At 33.0% G+C, this 18,355-nt stretch carries 18 protein-coding genes; 7 read left to right on the top strand and 11 right to left on the bottom strand.

The window, feature by feature from the left end:
- The first annotated feature begins 138 nt into the window (after positions 1-138).
- The gene (locus PF572_00285) at positions 139-525 is read left to right on the top strand and encodes a pilin (GenBank protein ID MDA3839503.1); all 387 of its coding nucleotides are present in this window, start codon (positions 139-141) and stop codon (positions 523-525) included.
- 404 nt (positions 526-929) lie between these two features.
- Here PF572_00285 and PF572_00280 read toward each other — a convergent pair whose 3' ends face one another.
- The 4 genes from PF572_00280 to PF572_00265 all read right to left on the bottom strand — a co-directional run bounded on the left by PF572_00280 (position 930) and on the right by PF572_00265 (position 5,753).
- Entirely contained in the window at positions 930-2,138 is a 1,209-nt protein-coding gene (locus tag PF572_00280) for an ATP-binding protein (protein MDA3839502.1), read from the bottom strand.
- A gap of 766 nt (positions 2,139-2,904) precedes the next feature.
- Entirely contained in the window at positions 2,905-4,320 is a 1,416-nt protein-coding gene (locus PF572_00275; GenBank protein ID MDA3839501.1) for a hypothetical protein, read from the bottom strand.
- A gap of 136 nt (positions 4,321-4,456) precedes the next feature.
- Positions 4,457-5,191 (bottom strand): nucleotidyl transferase AbiEii/AbiGii toxin family protein, encoded by a 735-nt coding sequence (locus PF572_00270; GenBank protein ID MDA3839500.1) that lies wholly within the window; start codon positions 5,189-5,191, stop codon positions 4,457-4,459.
- Complete coding sequence (locus PF572_00265) at positions 5,175-5,753, bottom strand: hypothetical protein (protein MDA3839499.1); 579 nt, start codon at positions 5,751-5,753, stop codon at positions 5,175-5,177. Before PF572_00265 ends, PF572_00270 begins: the two co-directional genes overlap by 17 nt.
- Positions 5,754-6,023: 270 nt before the next feature.
- On the opposite strand from PF572_00265, the gene PF572_00260 reads away from it, so the two are divergent.
- Positions 6,024-6,428 carry a hypothetical protein gene (locus tag PF572_00260; protein ID MDA3839498.1) on the top strand — a complete coding sequence of 135 codons (405 nt, stop codon included), beginning with the start codon at positions 6,024-6,026 and terminating at the stop codon, positions 6,426-6,428.
- 97 nt (positions 6,429-6,525) lie between these two features.
- Here PF572_00260 and PF572_00255 read toward each other — a convergent pair whose 3' ends face one another.
- From PF572_00255 to PF572_00245, 3 genes are all read right to left on the bottom strand, one after another.
- Positions 6,526-7,374 carry an ROK family protein gene (locus PF572_00255; GenBank protein ID MDA3839497.1) on the bottom strand — a complete coding sequence of 283 codons (849 nt, stop codon included), beginning with the start codon at positions 7,372-7,374 and terminating at the stop codon, positions 6,526-6,528.
- Between the two features lie 65 nt (positions 7,375-7,439).
- A complete protein-coding gene (locus PF572_00250) occupies positions 7,440-8,447 on the bottom strand; it encodes a cellulase family glycosylhydrolase (protein ID MDA3839496.1) in 1,008 nt (335 codons plus the stop codon).
- Between the two features lie 3 nt (positions 8,448-8,450).
- A complete protein-coding gene (locus PF572_00245) occupies positions 8,451-8,888 on the bottom strand; it encodes a hypothetical protein (GenBank protein ID MDA3839495.1) in 438 nt (145 codons plus the stop codon).
- Between the two features lie 84 nt (positions 8,889-8,972).
- Here PF572_00245 and PF572_00240 point away from each other — a divergent pair, with 84 nt between their 5' ends.
- Genes PF572_00240 through PF572_00225 form a run of 4 tightly spaced genes read left to right on the top strand, consistent with a single transcriptional unit; the run spans position 8,973 to position 13,066 of the window.
- A complete protein-coding gene (locus PF572_00240; GenBank protein MDA3839494.1) occupies positions 8,973-10,397 on the top strand; it encodes a flippase in 1,425 nt (474 codons plus the stop codon).
- Positions 10,398-10,399: 2 nt separating this feature from the next.
- Positions 10,400-11,542, top strand: a complete 1,143-nt coding sequence (locus tag PF572_00235; protein ID MDA3839493.1) for a glycosyltransferase — start codon at positions 10,400-10,402, stop codon at positions 11,540-11,542.
- Positions 11,539-12,510 carry an RluA family pseudouridine synthase gene (locus PF572_00230; GenBank protein MDA3839492.1) on the top strand — a complete coding sequence of 324 codons (972 nt, stop codon included), beginning with the start codon at positions 11,539-11,541 and terminating at the stop codon, positions 12,508-12,510. Before PF572_00235 ends, PF572_00230 begins: the two co-directional genes overlap by 4 nt.
- A 1-nt stretch (position 12,511) precedes the next feature.
- Positions 12,512-13,066 carry an AAA family ATPase gene (locus PF572_00225; protein MDA3839491.1) on the top strand — a complete coding sequence of 185 codons (555 nt, stop codon included), beginning with the start codon at positions 12,512-12,514 and terminating at the stop codon, positions 13,064-13,066.
- A 541-nt stretch (positions 13,067-13,607) separates the two neighbouring features.
- Here the strand turns inward: PF572_00225 and clpP are convergent.
- The 4 genes from clpP to infB form a co-directional block, all read right to left on the bottom strand.
- The gene (gene clpP / locus PF572_00220; GenBank protein MDA3839490.1) at positions 13,608-14,183 is read right to left on the bottom strand and encodes an ATP-dependent Clp endopeptidase proteolytic subunit ClpP; all 576 of its coding nucleotides are present in this window, start codon (positions 14,181-14,183) and stop codon (positions 13,608-13,610) included.
- 160 nt (positions 14,184-14,343) lie between these two features.
- Entirely contained in the window at positions 14,344-15,306 is a 963-nt protein-coding gene (locus PF572_00215; GenBank protein MDA3839489.1) for a bifunctional oligoribonuclease/PAP phosphatase NrnA, read from the bottom strand.
- A gap of 37 nt (positions 15,307-15,343) precedes the next feature.
- Complete coding sequence (gene rbfA, locus PF572_00210; protein ID MDA3839488.1) at positions 15,344-15,679, bottom strand: 30S ribosome-binding factor RbfA; 336 nt, start codon at positions 15,677-15,679, stop codon at positions 15,344-15,346.
- A 3-nt stretch (positions 15,680-15,682) separates the two neighbouring features.
- Positions 15,683-17,662 carry a translation initiation factor IF-2 gene (infB, locus tag PF572_00205; GenBank protein MDA3839487.1) on the bottom strand — a complete coding sequence of 660 codons (1,980 nt, stop codon included), beginning with the start codon at positions 17,660-17,662 and terminating at the stop codon, positions 15,683-15,685.
- A gap of 105 nt (positions 17,663-17,767) precedes the next feature.
- Between infB and truB the strand changes: the two genes are divergently transcribed.
- Positions 17,768-18,355 (top strand): tRNA pseudouridine(55) synthase TruB (gene truB, locus PF572_00200; protein ID MDA3839486.1); only part of this gene is annotated, 588 nt, incomplete at its 3' end.

Below are 18,355 nucleotides of genomic sequence, written 5' to 3'. Positions count from 1 at the left end.
CAATTCATAGTAGTTAGAGCTCCAAAAGAAGAAAAATTTTCAATTGGAGCAAAGAAAAAAATGTAATTTATAAGACTACTGGGGCACCGAACAATGGTGCCTCTTTTTTTATTTACAATTTCTTGATACAATATAATTATGAATAGTTTAAAAAGAATACATGTTAAAATTTTGTTGGGGTTGTTTGCAATATTTTTCGTTTTTTTATTTATTATTTCACCGGCTCTTGCTCAGTGTCCTCCATCATCAAGAGGTGAAAGCAGTAGTGAAGTCTGCATAGATAACCCAATCCAAACAGCCACTCCTCAACAACTAATCGGAAAGGTTATTGCTGCTGTCCTTGGGATTAGTGGCTCTTTGGCCCTTCTTATGTTTGTTTATGGTGGATTTGTTTGGATGTTGTCTGGTGGGAACTCTGAGAAGGTTACAAAGGGGAAGAATACTCTTGTTTGGGCTGCTATCGGGCTTGTCGTCATATTCTCATCCTATGCCTTGGTTAATGCTATATTTACGGGATTGACTTAGGATTGGGGTTTAAATATACTACTTTCTATATAAAAAAAAGCTTATACATATAAGCTTTTTTTTATTTTGAGTATCAATTCATGTTTGTATTCATGGCACGGGATTCTCACGTCAATCGCATTCGCTCCTTCCTCAGAATGACAGATGGGAGCTTGTTTTTTTGTTTCTGGATTCCCAGTCCCCATACGTCAAGCTACGGGGTAAACAGGCTGAGAATGACAAAGAGGATTAGCTTGTTTTAGCACGGGATTCTCATCCCCAAGCCCTCCAGAGGCGGACAGGCTAAGCTCAACCCCCCCCCTGCCCGAAATCGCTACGCTCAAACCTTACAGGCGGGTTAGAATGATAGGGAAGTTTAACATTTAAATTTTCCGCATCTCTTTGTTGTTCTGAGGGAGGTATATTTATAAGTAAGTCGATAAAAATTCTCTTATTGAAATATGCTCAATGCCTTTATAGCCACCTTTGATCATTTTATCCATTGTTACAACTATTTTTTTGTGATTGTCATTAATCGCAAGAAGATTGCCGAATTCTCTTTCTTTTGTTTTCTCATCAAGAATTAAATAGGCAACTTGAATATAAATTGTCTTGCCATTTTTTTCAGCTACAAAGTCTACTTCTTTCTTCCCCAACTGACCAACGAACACCCTATACCCAGAAACCCGTAGGTGCATATATACTAAATTCTCGAGAACTTTTGAAATATCTACTTGGCTATAGCGAATCACTGAATGTCTCAAACCAAGATCTTCAAAATAATGTTTATCGTTTATTTCAAATATTTTCTTCCCTTTGATGTCAATTCGCTGGACCCTAAAAATTAAAAATGCAGACGATAAATAGCTTAGATAATTTAATACCACGTTTGTAGACATCTTGGTATTTTGTGATAAAAGATAATCACTTATTTTTTTTGCTGATACCAAGCTACCAGTATTGTCAGCCAAGAATTGAATTAATTTTTCCAAAAACATTACATTGCGAATGTTAAATCTGGAAACGACATCTTTTAAAATAATGGTATTATAAATATTCCGTAAATAATCATAAGCGATATCATCTTCTAGCTTCAAATTAGTCAAATAAGGAAGGCCTCCGTATTTTATGTAGGAAAGCAAAGTATCGTCTATGTCTTCAAGTTTATGAAATAACAAAAATTCTTTATATGAAAGACTAAAAATCTCTATCTCCACATATCTCCCCGAAAGGATAGTCGCTATTTCACCTGAAAGAATGTTTGCATTAGACCCAGTACAATATATATCATAACTATTTTTTGACTGCCAATGACGTAAAGTCTTTTGAAAATTTTCGATTTCTTGAATTTCATCAATAAATATTGCTTTCACTTTGTTTTTTTTCTCAATATTTTTTATATATGTGCCTAGATCTTTATAGTTACTTATCTTGTCGAAATCAAGTGATTCTTTGTCAATATAAACTATCTCGCTTTTTTTCATTCCTAGCGATATAAGTTCATCCATAAGCTGATAGAGAAAATAGCTTTTCCCGACCCTTCTTTGCCCAACAATAACTTTTATCAAATTTTTATTGATATAGGGTTTAATACGATTGAAGTACAAATCGCGTTTTATATATCTTTTAATCATACTAAAAACTTTCTATATATTTATTATAGTTTTAATTATACCTAAAACTATTATTCTGTCAATAGCTATCTTAAGTTTAGGTTTTTACAAAATATAATGATTATATTAAAAATAAGCTTATTTTTTTATTGCTTCTTATTTCAGATATATATAGTGTTCTTGTGTGTGACACGAGATTCTCACGTCATTCGCATTCGCTCTTTCCTCAGAATGACAGATCTTCTCTTCTTGTCCTTTCGTTGCGAGTATTTACGAAACATTCTTGTTTATAGCACGAGATTCTCGCGATCTCCGCCAGCTGGCGGATTCCTCAGAATGACAATTGTTTTAGACTCTTTAATATATATTTAAGTTTCCGTGGTTAGCACAAACAGTTATTGAAAAACCCTGTATTCATGACCTATCATAACGAGGAGGAAAGAGTCATTTCCAAAAATATTCAATGCCTTGGGAGACATCGAATGTTCAGATACTTTGATTTTGGAGTTAGAAATTCCATTTTAATACGATTTATGGAAACTCATAATACTGTCTATCTTTGTCTCTTTCGTTGTCATTTCTGAAAGATCGGGATTGGGAGTGACAATCTCGCTCTTTTTTTTGGGGGGGGTGCTTTGTCACTAGCGTTCCCTATAATGACAGAGGTGTTTTTTGGATACCCAGGGGGACACACTGCCCAATCCCTCCAGAGTCGGGCAGACAAGTTGGGAATGACGGTGAGGGGGTTGTCGTTGCAACTGATAAAATATACTGTTTTAAAAATTTTTTAATCCGAATTAGTGAGTTCAAAGTTTATTTCAAATTTTTTGAGAAATTCGTAATACTTTTTAGCTGGACTGTTTTCCCACACAAATATACAGTTATTTAATGAAATGTCGTAGTAGGCCTGGCACAAATCTTTATCATTTAAATTTTTTACTTTTTCCCAAAAATCTTTCATTTCTTTTGTGCGAGCATGCTCAAGGGTAAAACGGATTGGAAGCGCTAATTGGTCAATATTTTCACCTGAGTCAAGTTTTTTTAAGGTATTTGCTGCGAATTTGTATTTCCTGTTCAACTCTAACGCGAAACCTAGAAGCTGACGTGCAATGTATTCCTCTCCAATCGCTAGGTTGCACATTGCTAAATTTGCAAACAATTTATAAATATATCTATTTACCATTTTCTCCTTTAATAAAATCTTAAACATCTTATCAAATTCATCCAATGCTTTTGGGATATCATTATTTTTCATATAGACAATTGCCTTGTTGGCATTATCTGACCACTTTCCACCAATACGATTAAGTGACATATCAACCCCTTTTGAGCCAAACTCATGTGTCTTGCTAAGCTCATCTGGAGTCTCTCCTTTTAGCTCTTTGCGAGGAGAGCTATTCATTATGCTGGAAGATAATTCTATTAATCTATTAATATCTTTTTTCGATAACTCATCTTCGCTTAAGTTATATATTATGTCAACTATTGGAGCGGCAATATTTTTAAAATTTATTTCTTTCAGCCATTTTTGAATCAAATCAGAATTTACCATATCATTAAGACCTATTTCTCTTAAAAAATCATCAAACTCAATTTTAATTTTTTCAATATCACCTTCTTCTTTTTTTTCACTATTTTTTGATTTAGTCAAAAAAAGGATTGCATCTTTGGGGGTAATTTTCTTTTTACCTTTAAGAAAACTTTTTCTGTATCCATCATTGATCCGAATATCAAACATAAAAGAATCTGACCCAACCAACTCCCAATGACCACCAACATCAGCAATGCGACCAAAAAATATATTTCCTTTTACTAGTTGAAAAGTGGCATTATGTTCTTCTATATAATATTTTTTTCCTGTATGTAGGATTAATATTTCTAAACCTTTGCCAATATCAACTGATTTTACCTCCAATAATCCATATATATTATTTTGTAAATTTTTGTAAATTTGCATTTCATATAGTGGTAGTTTTTTGGGATTGCGCAAATAATAATCCTCAAACAAGCCATCACCATTGGTTAATTTAAAATCAAAAACTAGCCATTCCAAAAAGAAAGGCTCGTAATCTTCTTTTATGGTTAGTATAGAACCGTTTTCAGAAACACTAAAAAATTCTTTTTTAGCTCGTTCAATTTCTGTATTAAATACTTCTTTTTCAAGGTAATAATGCATTACCCTGGATATTGTTCCTTCTTGCATATTTTTGTAAAAAATAATATTTAAAATTATAGTTGCTAAATTAAAATCTGACAAGTGAAGAAATGGTTTGATATGTTCAAGTTACCCAAATTGACGAAGTCTAATAGAATCAATTTAATATCTCACAATAAGATATTTAGTATTTTTCTATTTCATTTCTTATAAACATTAGCGTCTCTATTTTTAAAGTCTTTCTTATTGTTTTGAACTTTTCATAATCAACTAACATATTCAAATCCTGAGAAATTATTTTATCTGTTATTTTTTCTTTTATAAATTTTTCCAACTTAAGAAAGAAAGCTTTTAGCTCAAGGTCTGTTCTTTCTTTTATTACTTCCTCATTGTGATTAAAACCATTCAAGAAAAAATGGTGTATATCATACAGATCTCTTCCTGCGATTGATCCATTTTTCTCATATCTATCCATGAGGGATACCAGTTTATTGGCAAACATTGTTTCAATATTTTGGCACATGACTATTCTGTCCACATCAATCAATTTTTGCATCTCATATATATTATTTTTTGGGGCTGGAAAAGTTATATCTATTTTTAAGGTGTTCCTTTCCCCAGGGTCTTTGGTTGGATATCTCAAAAAAAACTGGGGTACAATTTCACTTTCATCTTTAATTTCTAAGCCAAGGTCTTTAAATACACTTTTCAATTCATTTTTTATTTTTAAAATGTCTTCCGTTCTACCAACAAAATCAAAATCCAAATCTACTGAAAATCTATCAAGAAAACCAAGCATCGCAGCACATGTCCCTTCCTTGAAATACAAGTCGTTGAAGTTTGGATTGTCTACGATACTTATAAGGACTCTATATAACCACGCTCTGTGTATAGCATCTTTTTTATTTGATAAAATCATTTTGTTTATAATTTAAATTAATTTGTATATTATTTATTTCTTTCCAATCAAGCACGTCAGGATTATCAAAGTAATAATTATTATTAAAATGCAATAAATCAGCTGCCGCTCTTTCGGGGCTTGCGATGTTTATATTGTCTTTAATATTTATACCAATTTTATTAAAAAGAAAACTATCTTTTAATTGCCTACAATAATAATCATTTTCTCCAATTTGAAACTTCATTGATTTATTGCTTACAAGAGTAATGTAATTAACTTTTTGTAGGACAACTCCGACTCGTACCAAAACACTCTCTGTGCTCAAATATGCATATCCGTGAATCGCACTTATGCCAAGATGAATTGGGTCTAAATTTTTTATATCTCCAAATACATAGAAACCTCTATACACCCTATGAATCAAACCTTTTTGGGTGTATCTTTTTAAAGTGGTGTGGAGAGTATTTTTATTTTTTATACCCCAAATTCTTGCAAAATCATCAATATGAAAAGTTTTTTGTTTAAAATTAGCCAAATCGGATAATCTGCTTTGAAATGTGTTGTTTTTTACTGTACTCATATGTACAGTATAGCATAACGAAATACTTTTAGCAAGTATTTTTACTCTTGAAATATTAGCTAATTCGGTTTATACTCTAAGTACTTTTCTAACATAGTATATTCTGGCTAGTTGGTCACTGAGATTCTATCAGTCGCTTAAGCTCCTTCCAGAATGACAAAGTAATGTCATTCGAAATATACTATGAAACAACTTTTAACACACCCCGTCACTGCCGTGACACCCCTCTTCCCGCTTTCTTCGGGATAAACAAGAGGGGATTTTATATTTATGAAGAATTATAATTATAAAAAAATTACTTTTTTTATTTTTGGCTTATTTCTTTGCCTTATTTTTTTGCTACCAAAAACTACTCTGGCTAGTGATGTTGATGAAATGGTCTGGGGTGGATTTCATGATGAACTTCAAACAACAACTGGGCTTGGAGAAAAAGATCCTAGAGAAATGATTGTCGGGTTTATTCGGATAGCGCTTGGGTTTCTTGGGATACTTGCTATTACTATTATTATGTTGGCTGGTTTTAAATGGATGGTTTCTGGAGGAAATGAAGATGCAACTGCAACCGCAAAATCCATGATGTTTAATGGGCTTATGGGCCTCATAATAATCCTTGCCTCCATGTCGCTAGCCAGTTTTGTAATAAATTCTGTACTTAACGCTACTCAAGTTATTTAAAATAAAAATTCAATCTAAATAAATTAAAAAAATCTTACATTATGTAAGGCTTTTTTGTTTACAAACAAGGGTGTCGGACACCTAAATATTAGATTAATTATTCTACCAACATCGCAGCTCCAATTGCTCCTGCATGACTCCCTAGTTTTGAGACCACTAGTTTTGTTTTTTTGTTTTCTTCTATGTGAATATATTCTTTCATTATTTTTTTGGCTTCAGGAAAAAACAAGTCAGATGCTCCAACTCCTCCTCCACCAACTACGATTATATCAGGGGCTATTGTATTAACTAGATTGCTCATAGTTAGACCAAAAATAGTACCAAATTCTTCAAAAGATTTTATAGCCAAAATGTCTCCCTTGTATGCTTCGGTTGACATGTTTAGAGGGTTTCTTTGAGTTAAGTTCTGATAGGCCTTCTCTAGAGTAATTTTACTTTCAAAATCTACTATATTATTGCCAATCTCACCAGCTCTCATATATATATTATCCTCATACCACCAAGCACTTCCAATTCCAGTCCCCACTATCACTCCATAAGCGTTACTACTTTTTCTTGCTGCCCCTATTTTAACTTCAGCTCGCAGAAAACAATTTGCATCATTGTCGATAAATATTGGTTGACCTAGTTTTTTTTCTAGCTGATAAACAAAATTCGTATTTTCTATTATCTCTATATTCGGAGATACTAACACTTTTCTTGATTTAAAATCAACAACACCAGCTATCCCGAGACCAATTCCATTAACTTGTGCCTTGTCTTTTTTTGCTTTTTCAAAAAGAGGTTCAACTAGAGCATTTATCATGATGATAAAATGTTCAACACTATCTTTGGGGGTTGCTAGAACATAATCCTCGACAACCCTCTCGCCGTCAAAGAGAACAGCAAGCATTTTAGTCCCACCAATATCAATTCCTAATTTATACTCTTTTATTTTTTTTGACATATGTTTTTTAAATACTAAATTCTAAACTCTAAATCCTAAACAAATTCAAATTTCTAAATACAATTTCAAAAAAGGGTCTTTGCTTCATTCCAAATTTGTGGATTGTTTTGATTTATTTTTTCCCAATACCACCATTCAACTCCCCAGAGATAAAATTCTTCAAAACCAGTTTGTCTCGAGAACTCCATCATTTCAACAAACTTATCATAATCCATAGTACGAGCTCGCTCTTCCGGACTTAAATATTGAAACGGTTGCGGCCCCCAAGGTTCTGCTTGGAGCTCTATCACTATCCATTTATCTGGCCTAGCGAATATTTTGGCTAGATTTCTTTTAACTCGAAAAAATGATGGTTCAATAGGATAGGAAACATAAGCTTGCAATAAATTGGAATATGTTTTCCTGTACATGGTTGTTCCAAATATATCAGCCCTCTTAGCTGCTGGAACCCAAACTGAAAGTTCCCCAGAATCTGTAACAACAATTTGTCTTGAGTCTATTGATCTAACTAATTCTATTTCTCTGTCTAGAAAAGCTGGGTCAATATCTGGACATTCACCAAAATTTGAAAGAAAAGGTTCATTTTCTATTTGCCAAGCTACTATATTCTTATTGTCCTTATATCTTTTTATAGTTAATTCGATATAGCTTAAAGTCTCTGTTTCTCTTTTGTCTTTACTCAGACTCTCTGCCCAGGAAGGGATATGACACTCGGGCCATCTTGGGAGTCTCCCTCCAACAGCTAAAATAATCTGAGCGTCTCTTTTGCTAGCCTCCTCAATCTGCCAGTCAAGATCATCCCAATAAAAATTATTGTTAATTGACTCTATTTCGTTCCAATAAGCTGATAGTCTCAAGTTTTTTACTCCCAAATCATCCAACATTGCCACAAAAAGCTCTTTCCAATCAAGCCCTAAATCGATTGCTTGTTTCTGAGAAAAAGTTAGACCATATTTAAGTTCATGTTTTTCATAAACACGACTAAGGCTCAATAAAAAGAAAACAAAAAATATTATTATCAAAGTAATAGATATTTTTTTAAACCAAGATAATTTTTTAAATATTTTTAACATAATTTAGAACATACAAGAGAATGCTGAACCACCTGCGGCGTCAGTTATTTTACAAAGAGCAAGTCCAGTTATAGAATAGGAGGCTAATATAATTATTAACCCAATTATACTTCTTGAAATATATTTTTTTGATTCCTCTACTTTTGCTTCATTCCCACCAGCAGTCATCCAAAGAAATCCAGCATACAAAAACAATATTACAAATATTATGCCCAGAAAACCGAGCAAACTTCTAATTATTCTAGCGATAGTAACCCTGACATCCTTTGGCGACGAACTACCGCCAACAAAAACTTGGGAGACAGACTGAGAACCACCAGAACCAAAACCCTCTTGACTGCTGAGATCGGCTACTGCAAAAACGGGGCTAACTGCAAAAATGCTTAAAATAAAAGAAAAAACAACTAAAAAAGATAATAATTTTTGTTTAGCTTGAGTCATATATTTGTGATATAATTAAGTTAATAAGATTTTCACTCATTTGTAATATTATATCTAAAATTAGCAAATTCGGCAATTCAACCTATGACACTATCAACAAAAATAGCGCACAATACAATTATACAAATAGCTAGCAAAATAATAGCAACCATCCTAGGTCTTTTCACTATCGCTATTATGACCAGATACCTAGGTAAGTCTGGCTTTGGAGACTATACAACAATATTGGTATATCTCACTTTTTTTGCTACTGTTGCTGACCTTGGACTCACTCTGGTGACTGTTCAGCTAATAAGCAAACCAGGTGCTGACCAAGAGAGAATAATTGGAAGCCTTTTTGGTTTTAGATTTGTAACTGCTTTTCTTTTTTTAGGAGGTGCTATTCTGTTGTCACTTTTTCTTCCTTATTCTAATATAATCAAAGCTGGCATTGCCCTCACTGCTTTTTCTTTTCTTTTTGTTAATTTTAATCAAATCTTGGTTGGTATTTTTCAAAAAAATCTCAAAATGGGAAAAGTTGCTATAGCCGAAACTGTAAGTCGCTTGTTTTTATTCCTTGCTGTTTTGTTTGTGTACTTTCTCGATCTTGGGCTGACAGGTATATTGGTGGCGACTGTTCTTTCTAATTTTATTTCCTTCCTATTTCATTATATTTTTTCAAGAAAATTTGTTAAGGCTAAAATTAATTTTGACATAAGACTCTGGAAAAAAATTATTGTTCAATCATGGCCTATTGCCGTAACTATTTTTTTCAATCTAATCTACCTAAGAACAGATACTATAATTCTCTCTCTAGTAAAAAGCTCGGAAGAGGTTGGTATTTATGGGGCGGCCTATAGAGTGGTAGATGTTTTAGTAACTGTCCCCTTTATGTTTGCTGGTATTATTCTCCCCGTCCTAACTAGAAGCTGGGCTGAAAAAAATAATAAGTTTTTTAAAAATGTACTTCAAAAATCGTTTGATATAATGATTATAATGGCTATTCCAATCTTGGCAGGCACCTATTTCACAGCAGATGAGATAATAAACATTATCGCTGGTTCTGAATTCCATGAATCTGCTTTTGTTTTAAAAATACTTATGCTTGCTTCTACATTTATTTTTATGGGGACCATGTTCTCTCATGCCATTATAGCGATTGAAAAACAAAAAGAAATTATTAAAGCCTATATTTTCGTTGCCGTTACTTCTCTTGTCGCCTATATAATTATTATTCCTAAATTTTCCTACACTGGGGCTGCTTGGATTACTGTTTATAGTGAGCTCGCCATTGGCTTTGCTACCTTTTTTCTAGTTTATAAATATACAAAATTTATCCCTAGCCTAAAAGTGTTTTTTAAAGTAATTATGGCGACAACCTTAATGTCCCTAGCTCTGCATTATTTTAATGCTTACAATTTAAACCTTTATCTTTCTATCACTTTTTCAGTTTTTATATATTTTGTTTCTCTCTATGTTTTTGGAGGGATAACTAAAAAAGAAATCTTAAATATACTAAATAAAAAATAAAAATGAAAAAAAATATCCTAATTTTTTCTTCTAAGAAAAATCTCAGCAATACCTTTTGTTCTGTCCTTAATAGTCTTTCGGCTGACTATGCTTTCGCTTTGTTTGGAGTCAAAGGTTCTTTTTTTGATTACTTTCGCGAAAAACAATGGAACAAAAAAAGAGTTTTTCTTTACAAAAATATCTTTGAATCTAATCCATTTATATTTTTTCTACTCAAACCAATAATTCAGGTTTATTTTTTTCCTAAATTACTCATTGCTAAACAAAAAAAGAAGTATGACTACATTTTTCTTCTTAACATAAACGAAAAAATATTAATCACTCCAATAGCCCAATTTTTAAAAATTAAAGTAATTTGGCTTGAAACAGAAGACGTAGAATATATAAAACTCAAAAAATCTATTTTAAAAAAATATATTAAACTTGCTAGAATATCAAAAATAATTTGTTTGAATGAGATGTTCAAATACAAGATAGAAAATCTTGGAGTTTCTTCTGACAATATTTACGTTATTAATCCTGGAATAAAAAATAGACACAAAAAATATCAAGAAAATATTTTTTCGAAAATGGCCAAAATTGAAAGTAATCAAATAGGAAAGAAATTTTTCACTATTGGAACAATCACTGATTTAAATGATAAAACAAAGATTGAGACTCTATTCTCAGCTTTCAAGAATTCCATGGACATAGTGCCAAGAATGCAGTTAATACTAGTTGGTAACGGCGAATTTGCTCCTGACAATAGCCCATGGGCTAAATGGCTGGCTAAAAAAATGGAGATTGATACTATGGTTTGGTTTGTAACCGATACTAGTAGTATCAAAAAATGGCTAGACAGTTTCGACATCTTTGTGTTAAGCTCTAGGATACTCAATTTAGATGATTTTAAGACCTGTTTATACGCTATGGAGTCTGAGCTATCTCCCTTGGTTCCAGCAGAAATTGGCTATGAGGGCCTAATTAATAACGGTAAGAATGGTTATTATTATAATATAAATAATACTCTAAGTTTGAGTGAAAATATCATAAAATTATATAAAAATAACCGATTACGCATTGACCTTGGTCGTAACGCAAAAGAAACTGTAGACACAAGCTTTCAAATAACTAAAACAATAGAAGAATTCAAAAAACACATATGATTGAAATAAAAATAACGGGCGAAAACAAAGGAACACGAACTGATAAATTTTTGGCAGAAGAATTACCTGCTAATCATAATATTGAGATTACAAGAAGTCAGATTCAAAAATTAATCAATGACGATTCAATAAAAATTAATGACAAAACTTTTAATTCTAGCTACAGACTGAAAGAAGGAGATGTAATCAATATTATAAAAACCACTTCAAAAGAAAAAGACACAACACCAGCTCTAGAAAAATTAAACTTAAAGATTGAGGATATTATAATTAAGGAAACTGAGGATTATATTATTATCAACAAACCAGCAGGAATTATTGTTCATGAATACGAAAATATCATGCAAGAGACTTTAGTAGATGTTTTACTTGGAAAATATCCAGAACTAAGACAAATTGGTGAAGACCCAGCAAGACCAGGTATTGTTCACAGGATAGATAGAGAAGTGAGTGGTTTGATGGTAATAGCTCGAAACCAAGATTCTTTTGATAGCCTTAAGGAACAATTTAAAGATAGATCTGTTCAAAAATATTACAAAACTTTAGTTTATGGTGAGATTGTCAAAGATTATGACGAAATAAGATTCCCAATAACCCGCTCTAAATCTAGATACAAAATGGCTGCTCTCCCAGAAACAGTACATGGAGAAAAACAGGATCAAGGGAAAATAGCCATTTCAGAATTTGATGTTATTGAAAGACGAATCAACTATACAATGCTAAAAGTAAAAATTAAAACAGGGCGAACTCACCAAATCAGAGTCCATCTCTCAGCTTACGGGAACCCTCTTGTTGGTGATGATGTTTATACAACGAATAAATTAAGAGAAAAAAATAAGAAAAAAGCTCTAGGAAGAATATTCTTAGTTGCCTATCACCTATCTTTCAAAGATTTGAAGGGAGAACAACAGACTTTTGAAATAGATCTACCAGAAGTATTAACAGAATTTTTAAAGACTGCTAAATAATATGATAATTTCTTTTTGCGGGCCAGCTGGTTCAGGAAAATCCACAATGGCAAAAATGCTCGCTGACAAACTAGAGTGGCCAAGGTACTACATTGGGGGGATTAGAAGACAAAAAGCAGCTGAGAGAGGAATGACTCTAGCAGAATACAATAAGCTCGGAGAAGAAAGTCCTGAGACAGATATAGAAGTTGATGAATATCAAAAAAAACTAGGAGAAACTGAAGATAATTTTATCATCGAAGGACGGACTTCATGGCACTTTATCCCACATTCACTTAAAATCTATATTGATGTCGATGAAAAAATAGGGGCGCAAAGAGTTTTTGAAACACTTCAAAAAGAGAATGAAAGAAATGAGGACAATGAATTAAAAACTGTTGATGATGTTCTCGCTAGTCATAAAAAAAGAAAGACAAGTGATATTATACGATATAAAAAATATTATGATTTCGATGTTTATGATAAAAGCAACTATGACTTCATAATAGACTCCAGTAATCAAAGCAAAGAGGAGTCATTTGAGCAGTTGTATGGCTTTGTGAAGGGGGAACTATAAATTATTTAAACCTTCTGGTCTTTCAAAAGGAGCTGTTATGAGAACGATCAAAGAGATTGTTAAAGAAACTGTTAAAGAATATTTCAGTCCACTCACCTGGCTATTTAGGAAATTAAAAATTTTTTCAAAAAATAGTCTAGTACCAATCACCTTATTCTATTTGGAGAGTCAAACTCTCCTTTTTTTTCAATCTTGTGAACATTGGAATATTTTGGAGAAAAATGAAGCGTAAAAATCTCTGCAAAATATCCGCTGTTTGAGCGTCAGCGAGTTCGGAATTTTGCTAGATTTTGTAGTGTACTGATCCAAAATTTTCTCCGCGAACGTTTTTGGTACTTTTTTTAAAAAAGTACATAAACGAGAAGAGATTCTCACGTCGCTATCGCTTCTCAGAATGACAAGGGAAATTATGGACAGGGAAAAGTGGATCCGAGACACAAAACATAAAGAAGTGTACACCTGGGTGTACACTCAGGTGTACACTAAACAAAAAACTCTGAAATCAATCAGAGCTTTTTTATTTATTTGAGTTTTAATGTTTTTAAGAAATAATCTTATCAATCAATCCATACTTCTTCGCCTCCTCTGCGGACATAAAATTATCTCTATCAGTATCTTTGTCAATTTTTAACACTTTTTGACCTGTGTGTTTAGCTAGAATGGTATTTAGCCTTTCCTTGGTTTTTAAAATATGTTCTGCTCTAATTTTAATATCTGAAGCTTGCCCCTCTGTTCCTCCCATAACTTGGTGTATCATAACCTCTGAGTTTGGAAGAGAGAGTCTTTTCCCCTTAGCGCCTGAGGCTAGTAATACTGCTGCCATTGAAGCGGCAATGCCAACACAAATGGTAGTAACATCAGATTTGATATACTGCATGGTGTCATAGATAGCAAGGCCGGCTGTTACTGATCCTCCTGGGGAGTTAATATAAAATTTAATATCTTTGTTTTTATCCTCTGCGTCCAAAAACAATAACTGGGCAATTACAATATTTGCAACATGGTCATTGATTGGTTCACCTAAAAAAATAATTCTATCTTTAAGAAGTCTTGAATAAATATCGTAGGCTCTCTCACCATGGGTAGATTTTTCTATAACTGTTGGAATCAATGGCATATTTTTATTATCTTAAATTTTTATTATATATAGAGTTTAGTTAATATAGCAAGGAATGTCAAACAAAAATCATGGAGCATATATTATGGAACATAGAACAGTAATTTTTTTTAAAATAATTTTAAACACTTGTTTCATGTTATGTGTTTTGTGTTACGTGTTATACTATCCGCCACCTCTCTCCTTCTTTTATTATTTTCCCTTTAACTTTAAAGCCAGCAGCCTTGGTATGTCCTCCCCCTCCTAATTTTTGAGCTATCTTGCCTACATCTACTTTTTCACTTGAAGTTCTAAAGCTTCCCTTTATCGTATCGTCTTCTTCTTCTCTGAGCATTAAAAGTCCTGCAACATTATCGAGATTACTTAAAAATCCAGAAATACCCTCTATATCTTCTTCGTTAGCTCCAGTATTTTTAACATCTTCTTTTGTGATAACCGTTGTGGCAAAGTTGTACTTTTTATTAATTTCAAGATTATTTATAGCTATTCCCCAAAGTTTCATTCCTGAGATGCTTTTGTTTCTCCAAGTACTGTCCAGGATGTTTGGAAGCCTTGCACCTCTAATCAGCATCTCAGAAGATATCCTAATTGTTTTTTCACTAGTTGAAGGGTATAGGAAATTGCCAGTGTCAGTTGATATACCTGTGAGGATACAAGTGGCTTTAGTTTTATTAATTTTTATTTTATTTTTTTTAAAAAAATCGTAAATTATCTGAGTAGTTGATGCTGCTCTTATTTCTCTAATTTCTATATCACTATATGAATCAACTTTTGGATGGTGATCAAATTCTATAACCTTCTGATTTTTTCCTCGACTAGATATTTCATCAATCAATGTTGTTCTTGACAGACTGCCACAATCAAGAGGAATAATTAAATCATAAATTAAAAAGTCATTTGGTTTTTGAATATTTATTTTTTCAGAATGTGGCAAGAAAGAAAAATTCTCTGGTATTTCACTGAAACAATAAGCATAATAATCTATTTTGAGATCTTCAAGCAAATCAATCATAGCACAAACAGAAGAAATAGCATCTCCATCTGGTTTTTCGTGTATAACTAAAAAAACCTTTTTGGCTTTTCGTAAATTTCTATAGGCTATTCTGTGGTTTCTGTAGTACATAAAATAAAAAAATCCCTTGAAAATTTATATCAGGGGATTATTCTTCATTTTCAATTTCATTGAGTATCCTTTCAATGACTGAGGCCTCCTTTTCTGTTGGGTCGATAACCCATTGTATCCTAGGAACTTTTCTTAGTTTAACATTTCTTTTTAAAAACGAATTTAGACTTGAAGTATTTTTTTTAAGCATTTTTAATGCTGTTCCAAACTGATTATCTGGCAAAACTGAAACATATATCTTGGCATTTTTTAGCTCTGGCGAACAATCAACGTCCAAGATGGTTATCATTCCATTTTCCATCTTAATATTGTTCCCAATGAACTGAGCAACTTCTTTTCTGAGCACTTCATTAATCTGATCTATTCTAGCCATATTTTATAATTTAGATTTTGTTTTCTCTTCCTTCCTGATGATTAGAATATCTCCTTCTTCTATAATTGGGCTTCCCTCGTAAACTATTCCGCATTCTTCTCCTGCTTCAACATAATCAACTTCTTGTTTTCCAGCTTGGAGATTTGTTAATTTTCCTCTATCTAGAATCTCTCCCTTTCTTTCTATATCAACAATAGTGTCTTTCTCAACCTTGCCATCAAGCACCATTCCACCAACAATTTGCTTCTTTGGCTCTGTTCTAAAAAGGGCTAAAACCTTTAGTCTCCCTAAATCAACAATGCTTATATCATATTCTATCATTGACTCAAGCTTTTCTTTGACATCATTAATCAAATCATAAATAATGCTATACATTTTTACTTCAATATTTTTTTCACGAGCCATCTCTTCTAAGCCGACGGGGAGCTTAACGTTAAACCCGGCAATCATGGCTCCAGCTGATTCTGCTCTAACAATATCTCCTTCGGTAATATTTCCTAATCCTTTGTAAATAATTTTTACTTTTATTCTCTCACCTTGAATTTTATATAAAGATTCTTCGATTGCCTCAGCTGAACCAAGAACATCACTTTTAATTAGTATCGTAAGTTTTTTCACTGATTCATCGTCATCTGGGGTATTTTGAGCTTGTGTTCTCCTGGATTGATCGCTCGCTTTTATCTTCTTTGTTTTAATCTTTTTCCCTTCTCCCACTTCAAGCATATCACCAACTTCTGGAGATATTTTTAGTCCAATTATTTTAGCTGGAGTTGAAGGACCAGCCTCGTCAATTTTTTCTCCTAAATAATTATACAATGATCTAACTTTCCCATAGTCTATACCATTAAATGTGAGTGGATCAGCAGTCTTTAGAGTTCCATTTTGAACAAGTATGGTAACAACAGCTCCTGCCCCTTTGTCTATATTTGATTCAATAACAGTTCCAATAGCATCTCCAATGGGGTTTGCTTGAATGTTCTCAGATTCAACATCAGCTACTAACAATATCATATCAATCAACTCGTTTATCCCAGTCCCTGCCTTAGCTGAAATTGGAGCCATTATAGTTTTTCCTCCCCAATCTTCTGGATTTAATTTAAGTTGACTAGATAACTCTTGTTTTGTTTTCTCAATATTGGCATCTGGTTTGTCAATTTTATTTATAGCTACGATAATAGGAAGTTTTGCCTTTTCAATGATTCTATATGCTTCAATTGTTTGAGGTTTTACTCCATCATCAGCAGCAACTACCAATATTGCAATATCGGCAATTTTTGCACCACGACTTCTCATGGCCGTAAAAGCCTCATGTCCAGGAGTGTCAATGAAGGTAATTTTTTTATCATTTTTTTCAATTTGATATGCACCAATATGCTGAGTAATTCCACCAGCTTCTCCTTCGACTACATTTGTTTCTCTGATAGCATCAAGCAATCTGGTCTTACCATGGTCAACATGACCCATAACAACAATAACAGGAGCCCTTCCTTCAAGCTCTTCTTTTTGACCTTCCATTGCGTCCTTCAACTTATCCTTCTCGTCTTCTTCATTTTCTTTGTCTTCTTCATTTTCTTTAACAATATCAAGACCAAGGTCCTCACTGATCAGCCAGGCTGTATCATAGTCTATTCTTTCATTTAAAGAGGCGAATATTCCGTTTCTCATTAATTCTGCCAAAATCTTATTAACAGGGATATTTGCAATATCTGAAAATTCACGAACTGTTACAAATTGAGGAAGTGTTATGGTAATCTTGTTTAGTTTTCTTTGTTCCTTCAATTCAGCCTCTTCCTTCTCTCTTTCAATAGTTTTCTGGGTTTCAATTTGTCTTCTCAATCTTGGCCAATCTTTAATGATTTTATTAGCAATTGGTTTTGGAATTTTGATAGCTTTTAGGCCAATATCAAAACCAAGCCTCGGTAGATGTTCACGAAGCTCATTGGGTGTAATTCTCAAGATTCTGGCTAATTCGGTTATATTCATTATTTTTGTCTCAATTTTTTAAATCAAAAAAGGGAGCTCTTCCCTTAAATTTAATTTAATACTACAATAATAAATAATGAAAGTCAATATTTAAGCATATTTTAAATGAACGAACCAATTTCAGGATTTTTACTAATTAATAAAAAAAGTGGGCCCACCTCACATGACATGGTTGATTCATTGCGTAGAATCACTGGTATTAGGAAAATAGGGCATGCTGGCACTCTAGACCCATTTGCAACAGGAGTTTTACTCATGGCAATTGGCCGACAAGCCACTAAAAAGATTGATCGGTTTGTCAAAAAAGACAAAACGTACGTTGCCACTCTTTGTTTGGGTACGACAACAGATACCTACGACAGAGAAGGGATAAAAATAATTAATAAAGGCTATAATGTTCCGACTAAAGATCAAATAGATCAAATATTATCCGACTCTGAGGGAGAACAGGAACAAATCCCACCGATGTTTAGTGCCAAAAAAGTCGGGGGTAAAAAACTTTATGAGCTAGCGAGAAAAGGTATTGAGATTGAACGGAAACCCTCCTTCATAAATATATATAGTATAAATTTGATCAGCTATACTTGGCCAGTACTTAAAATAGAAGTTAGGTGTTCAACCGGAACATATATTAGAAGCTTGGCCTACGACATTGGGGAGAAACTTGGGTGTGGGGCATATTTAGAAGAACTC

The sequence above is a fragment of the Patescibacteria group bacterium genome (assembly GCA_027858235.1).
Taxonomy (GTDB): Bacteria; Patescibacteriota; Patescibacteriia; order Patescibacteriales; family BM507; genus BM507.
The sequence above is the reverse complement of the archived record's forward strand: the minus strand, read 5'-3'. Positions and strand labels throughout refer to the sequence as shown.

Bases quoted from the DNA above. Each gene is read 5' to 3' on its own strand.
- PF572_00285 (MDA3839503.1), top strand. From the start codon at position 139: ATGAATAGTTTAAAAAGAATACATGTTAAAATTTTGTTGGGGTTGTTT.
- PF572_00280 (MDA3839502.1), bottom strand. From the start codon at position 2,138: ATGATTAAAAGATATATAAAACGCGATTTGTACTTCAATCGTATTAAA.
- PF572_00275 (MDA3839501.1), bottom strand. From the start codon at position 4,320: ATGCAAGAAGGAACAATATCCAGGGTAATGCATTATTACCTTGAAAAA.
- PF572_00270 (MDA3839500.1), bottom strand. From the start codon at position 5,191: ATGATTTTATCAAATAAAAAAGATGCTATACACAGAGCGTGGTTATAT.
- PF572_00265 (MDA3839499.1), bottom strand. From the start codon at position 5,753: ATGAGTACAGTAAAAAACAACACATTTCAAAGCAGATTATCCGATTTG.
- PF572_00260 (MDA3839498.1), top strand. From the start codon at position 6,024: ATGAAGAATTATAATTATAAAAAAATTACTTTTTTTATTTTTGGCTTA.
- PF572_00255 (MDA3839497.1), bottom strand. From the start codon at position 7,374: ATGTCAAAAAAAATAAAAGAGTATAAATTAGGAATTGATATTGGTGGG.
- PF572_00250 (MDA3839496.1), bottom strand. From the start codon at position 8,447: ATGTTAAAAATATTTAAAAAATTATCTTGGTTTAAAAAAATATCTATT.
- PF572_00245 (MDA3839495.1), bottom strand. From the start codon at position 8,888: ATGACTCAAGCTAAACAAAAATTATTATCTTTTTTAGTTGTTTTTTCT.
- PF572_00240 (MDA3839494.1), top strand. From the start codon at position 8,973: ATGACACTATCAACAAAAATAGCGCACAATACAATTATACAAATAGCT.
- PF572_00235 (MDA3839493.1), top strand. From the start codon at position 10,400: ATGAAAAAAAATATCCTAATTTTTTCTTCTAAGAAAAATCTCAGCAAT.
- PF572_00230 (MDA3839492.1), top strand. From the start codon at position 11,539: ATGATTGAAATAAAAATAACGGGCGAAAACAAAGGAACACGAACTGAT.
- PF572_00225 (MDA3839491.1), top strand. From the start codon at position 12,512: ATGATAATTTCTTTTTGCGGGCCAGCTGGTTCAGGAAAATCCACAATG.
- clpP (MDA3839490.1), bottom strand. From the start codon at position 14,183: ATGCCATTGATTCCAACAGTTATAGAAAAATCTACCCATGGTGAGAGA.
- PF572_00215 (MDA3839489.1), bottom strand. From the start codon at position 15,306: ATGTACTACAGAAACCACAGAATAGCCTATAGAAATTTACGAAAAGCC.
- rbfA (MDA3839488.1), bottom strand. From the start codon at position 15,679: ATGGCTAGAATAGATCAGATTAATGAAGTGCTCAGAAAAGAAGTTGCT.
- infB (MDA3839487.1), bottom strand. From the start codon at position 17,662: ATGAATATAACCGAATTAGCCAGAATCTTGAGAATTACACCCAATGAG.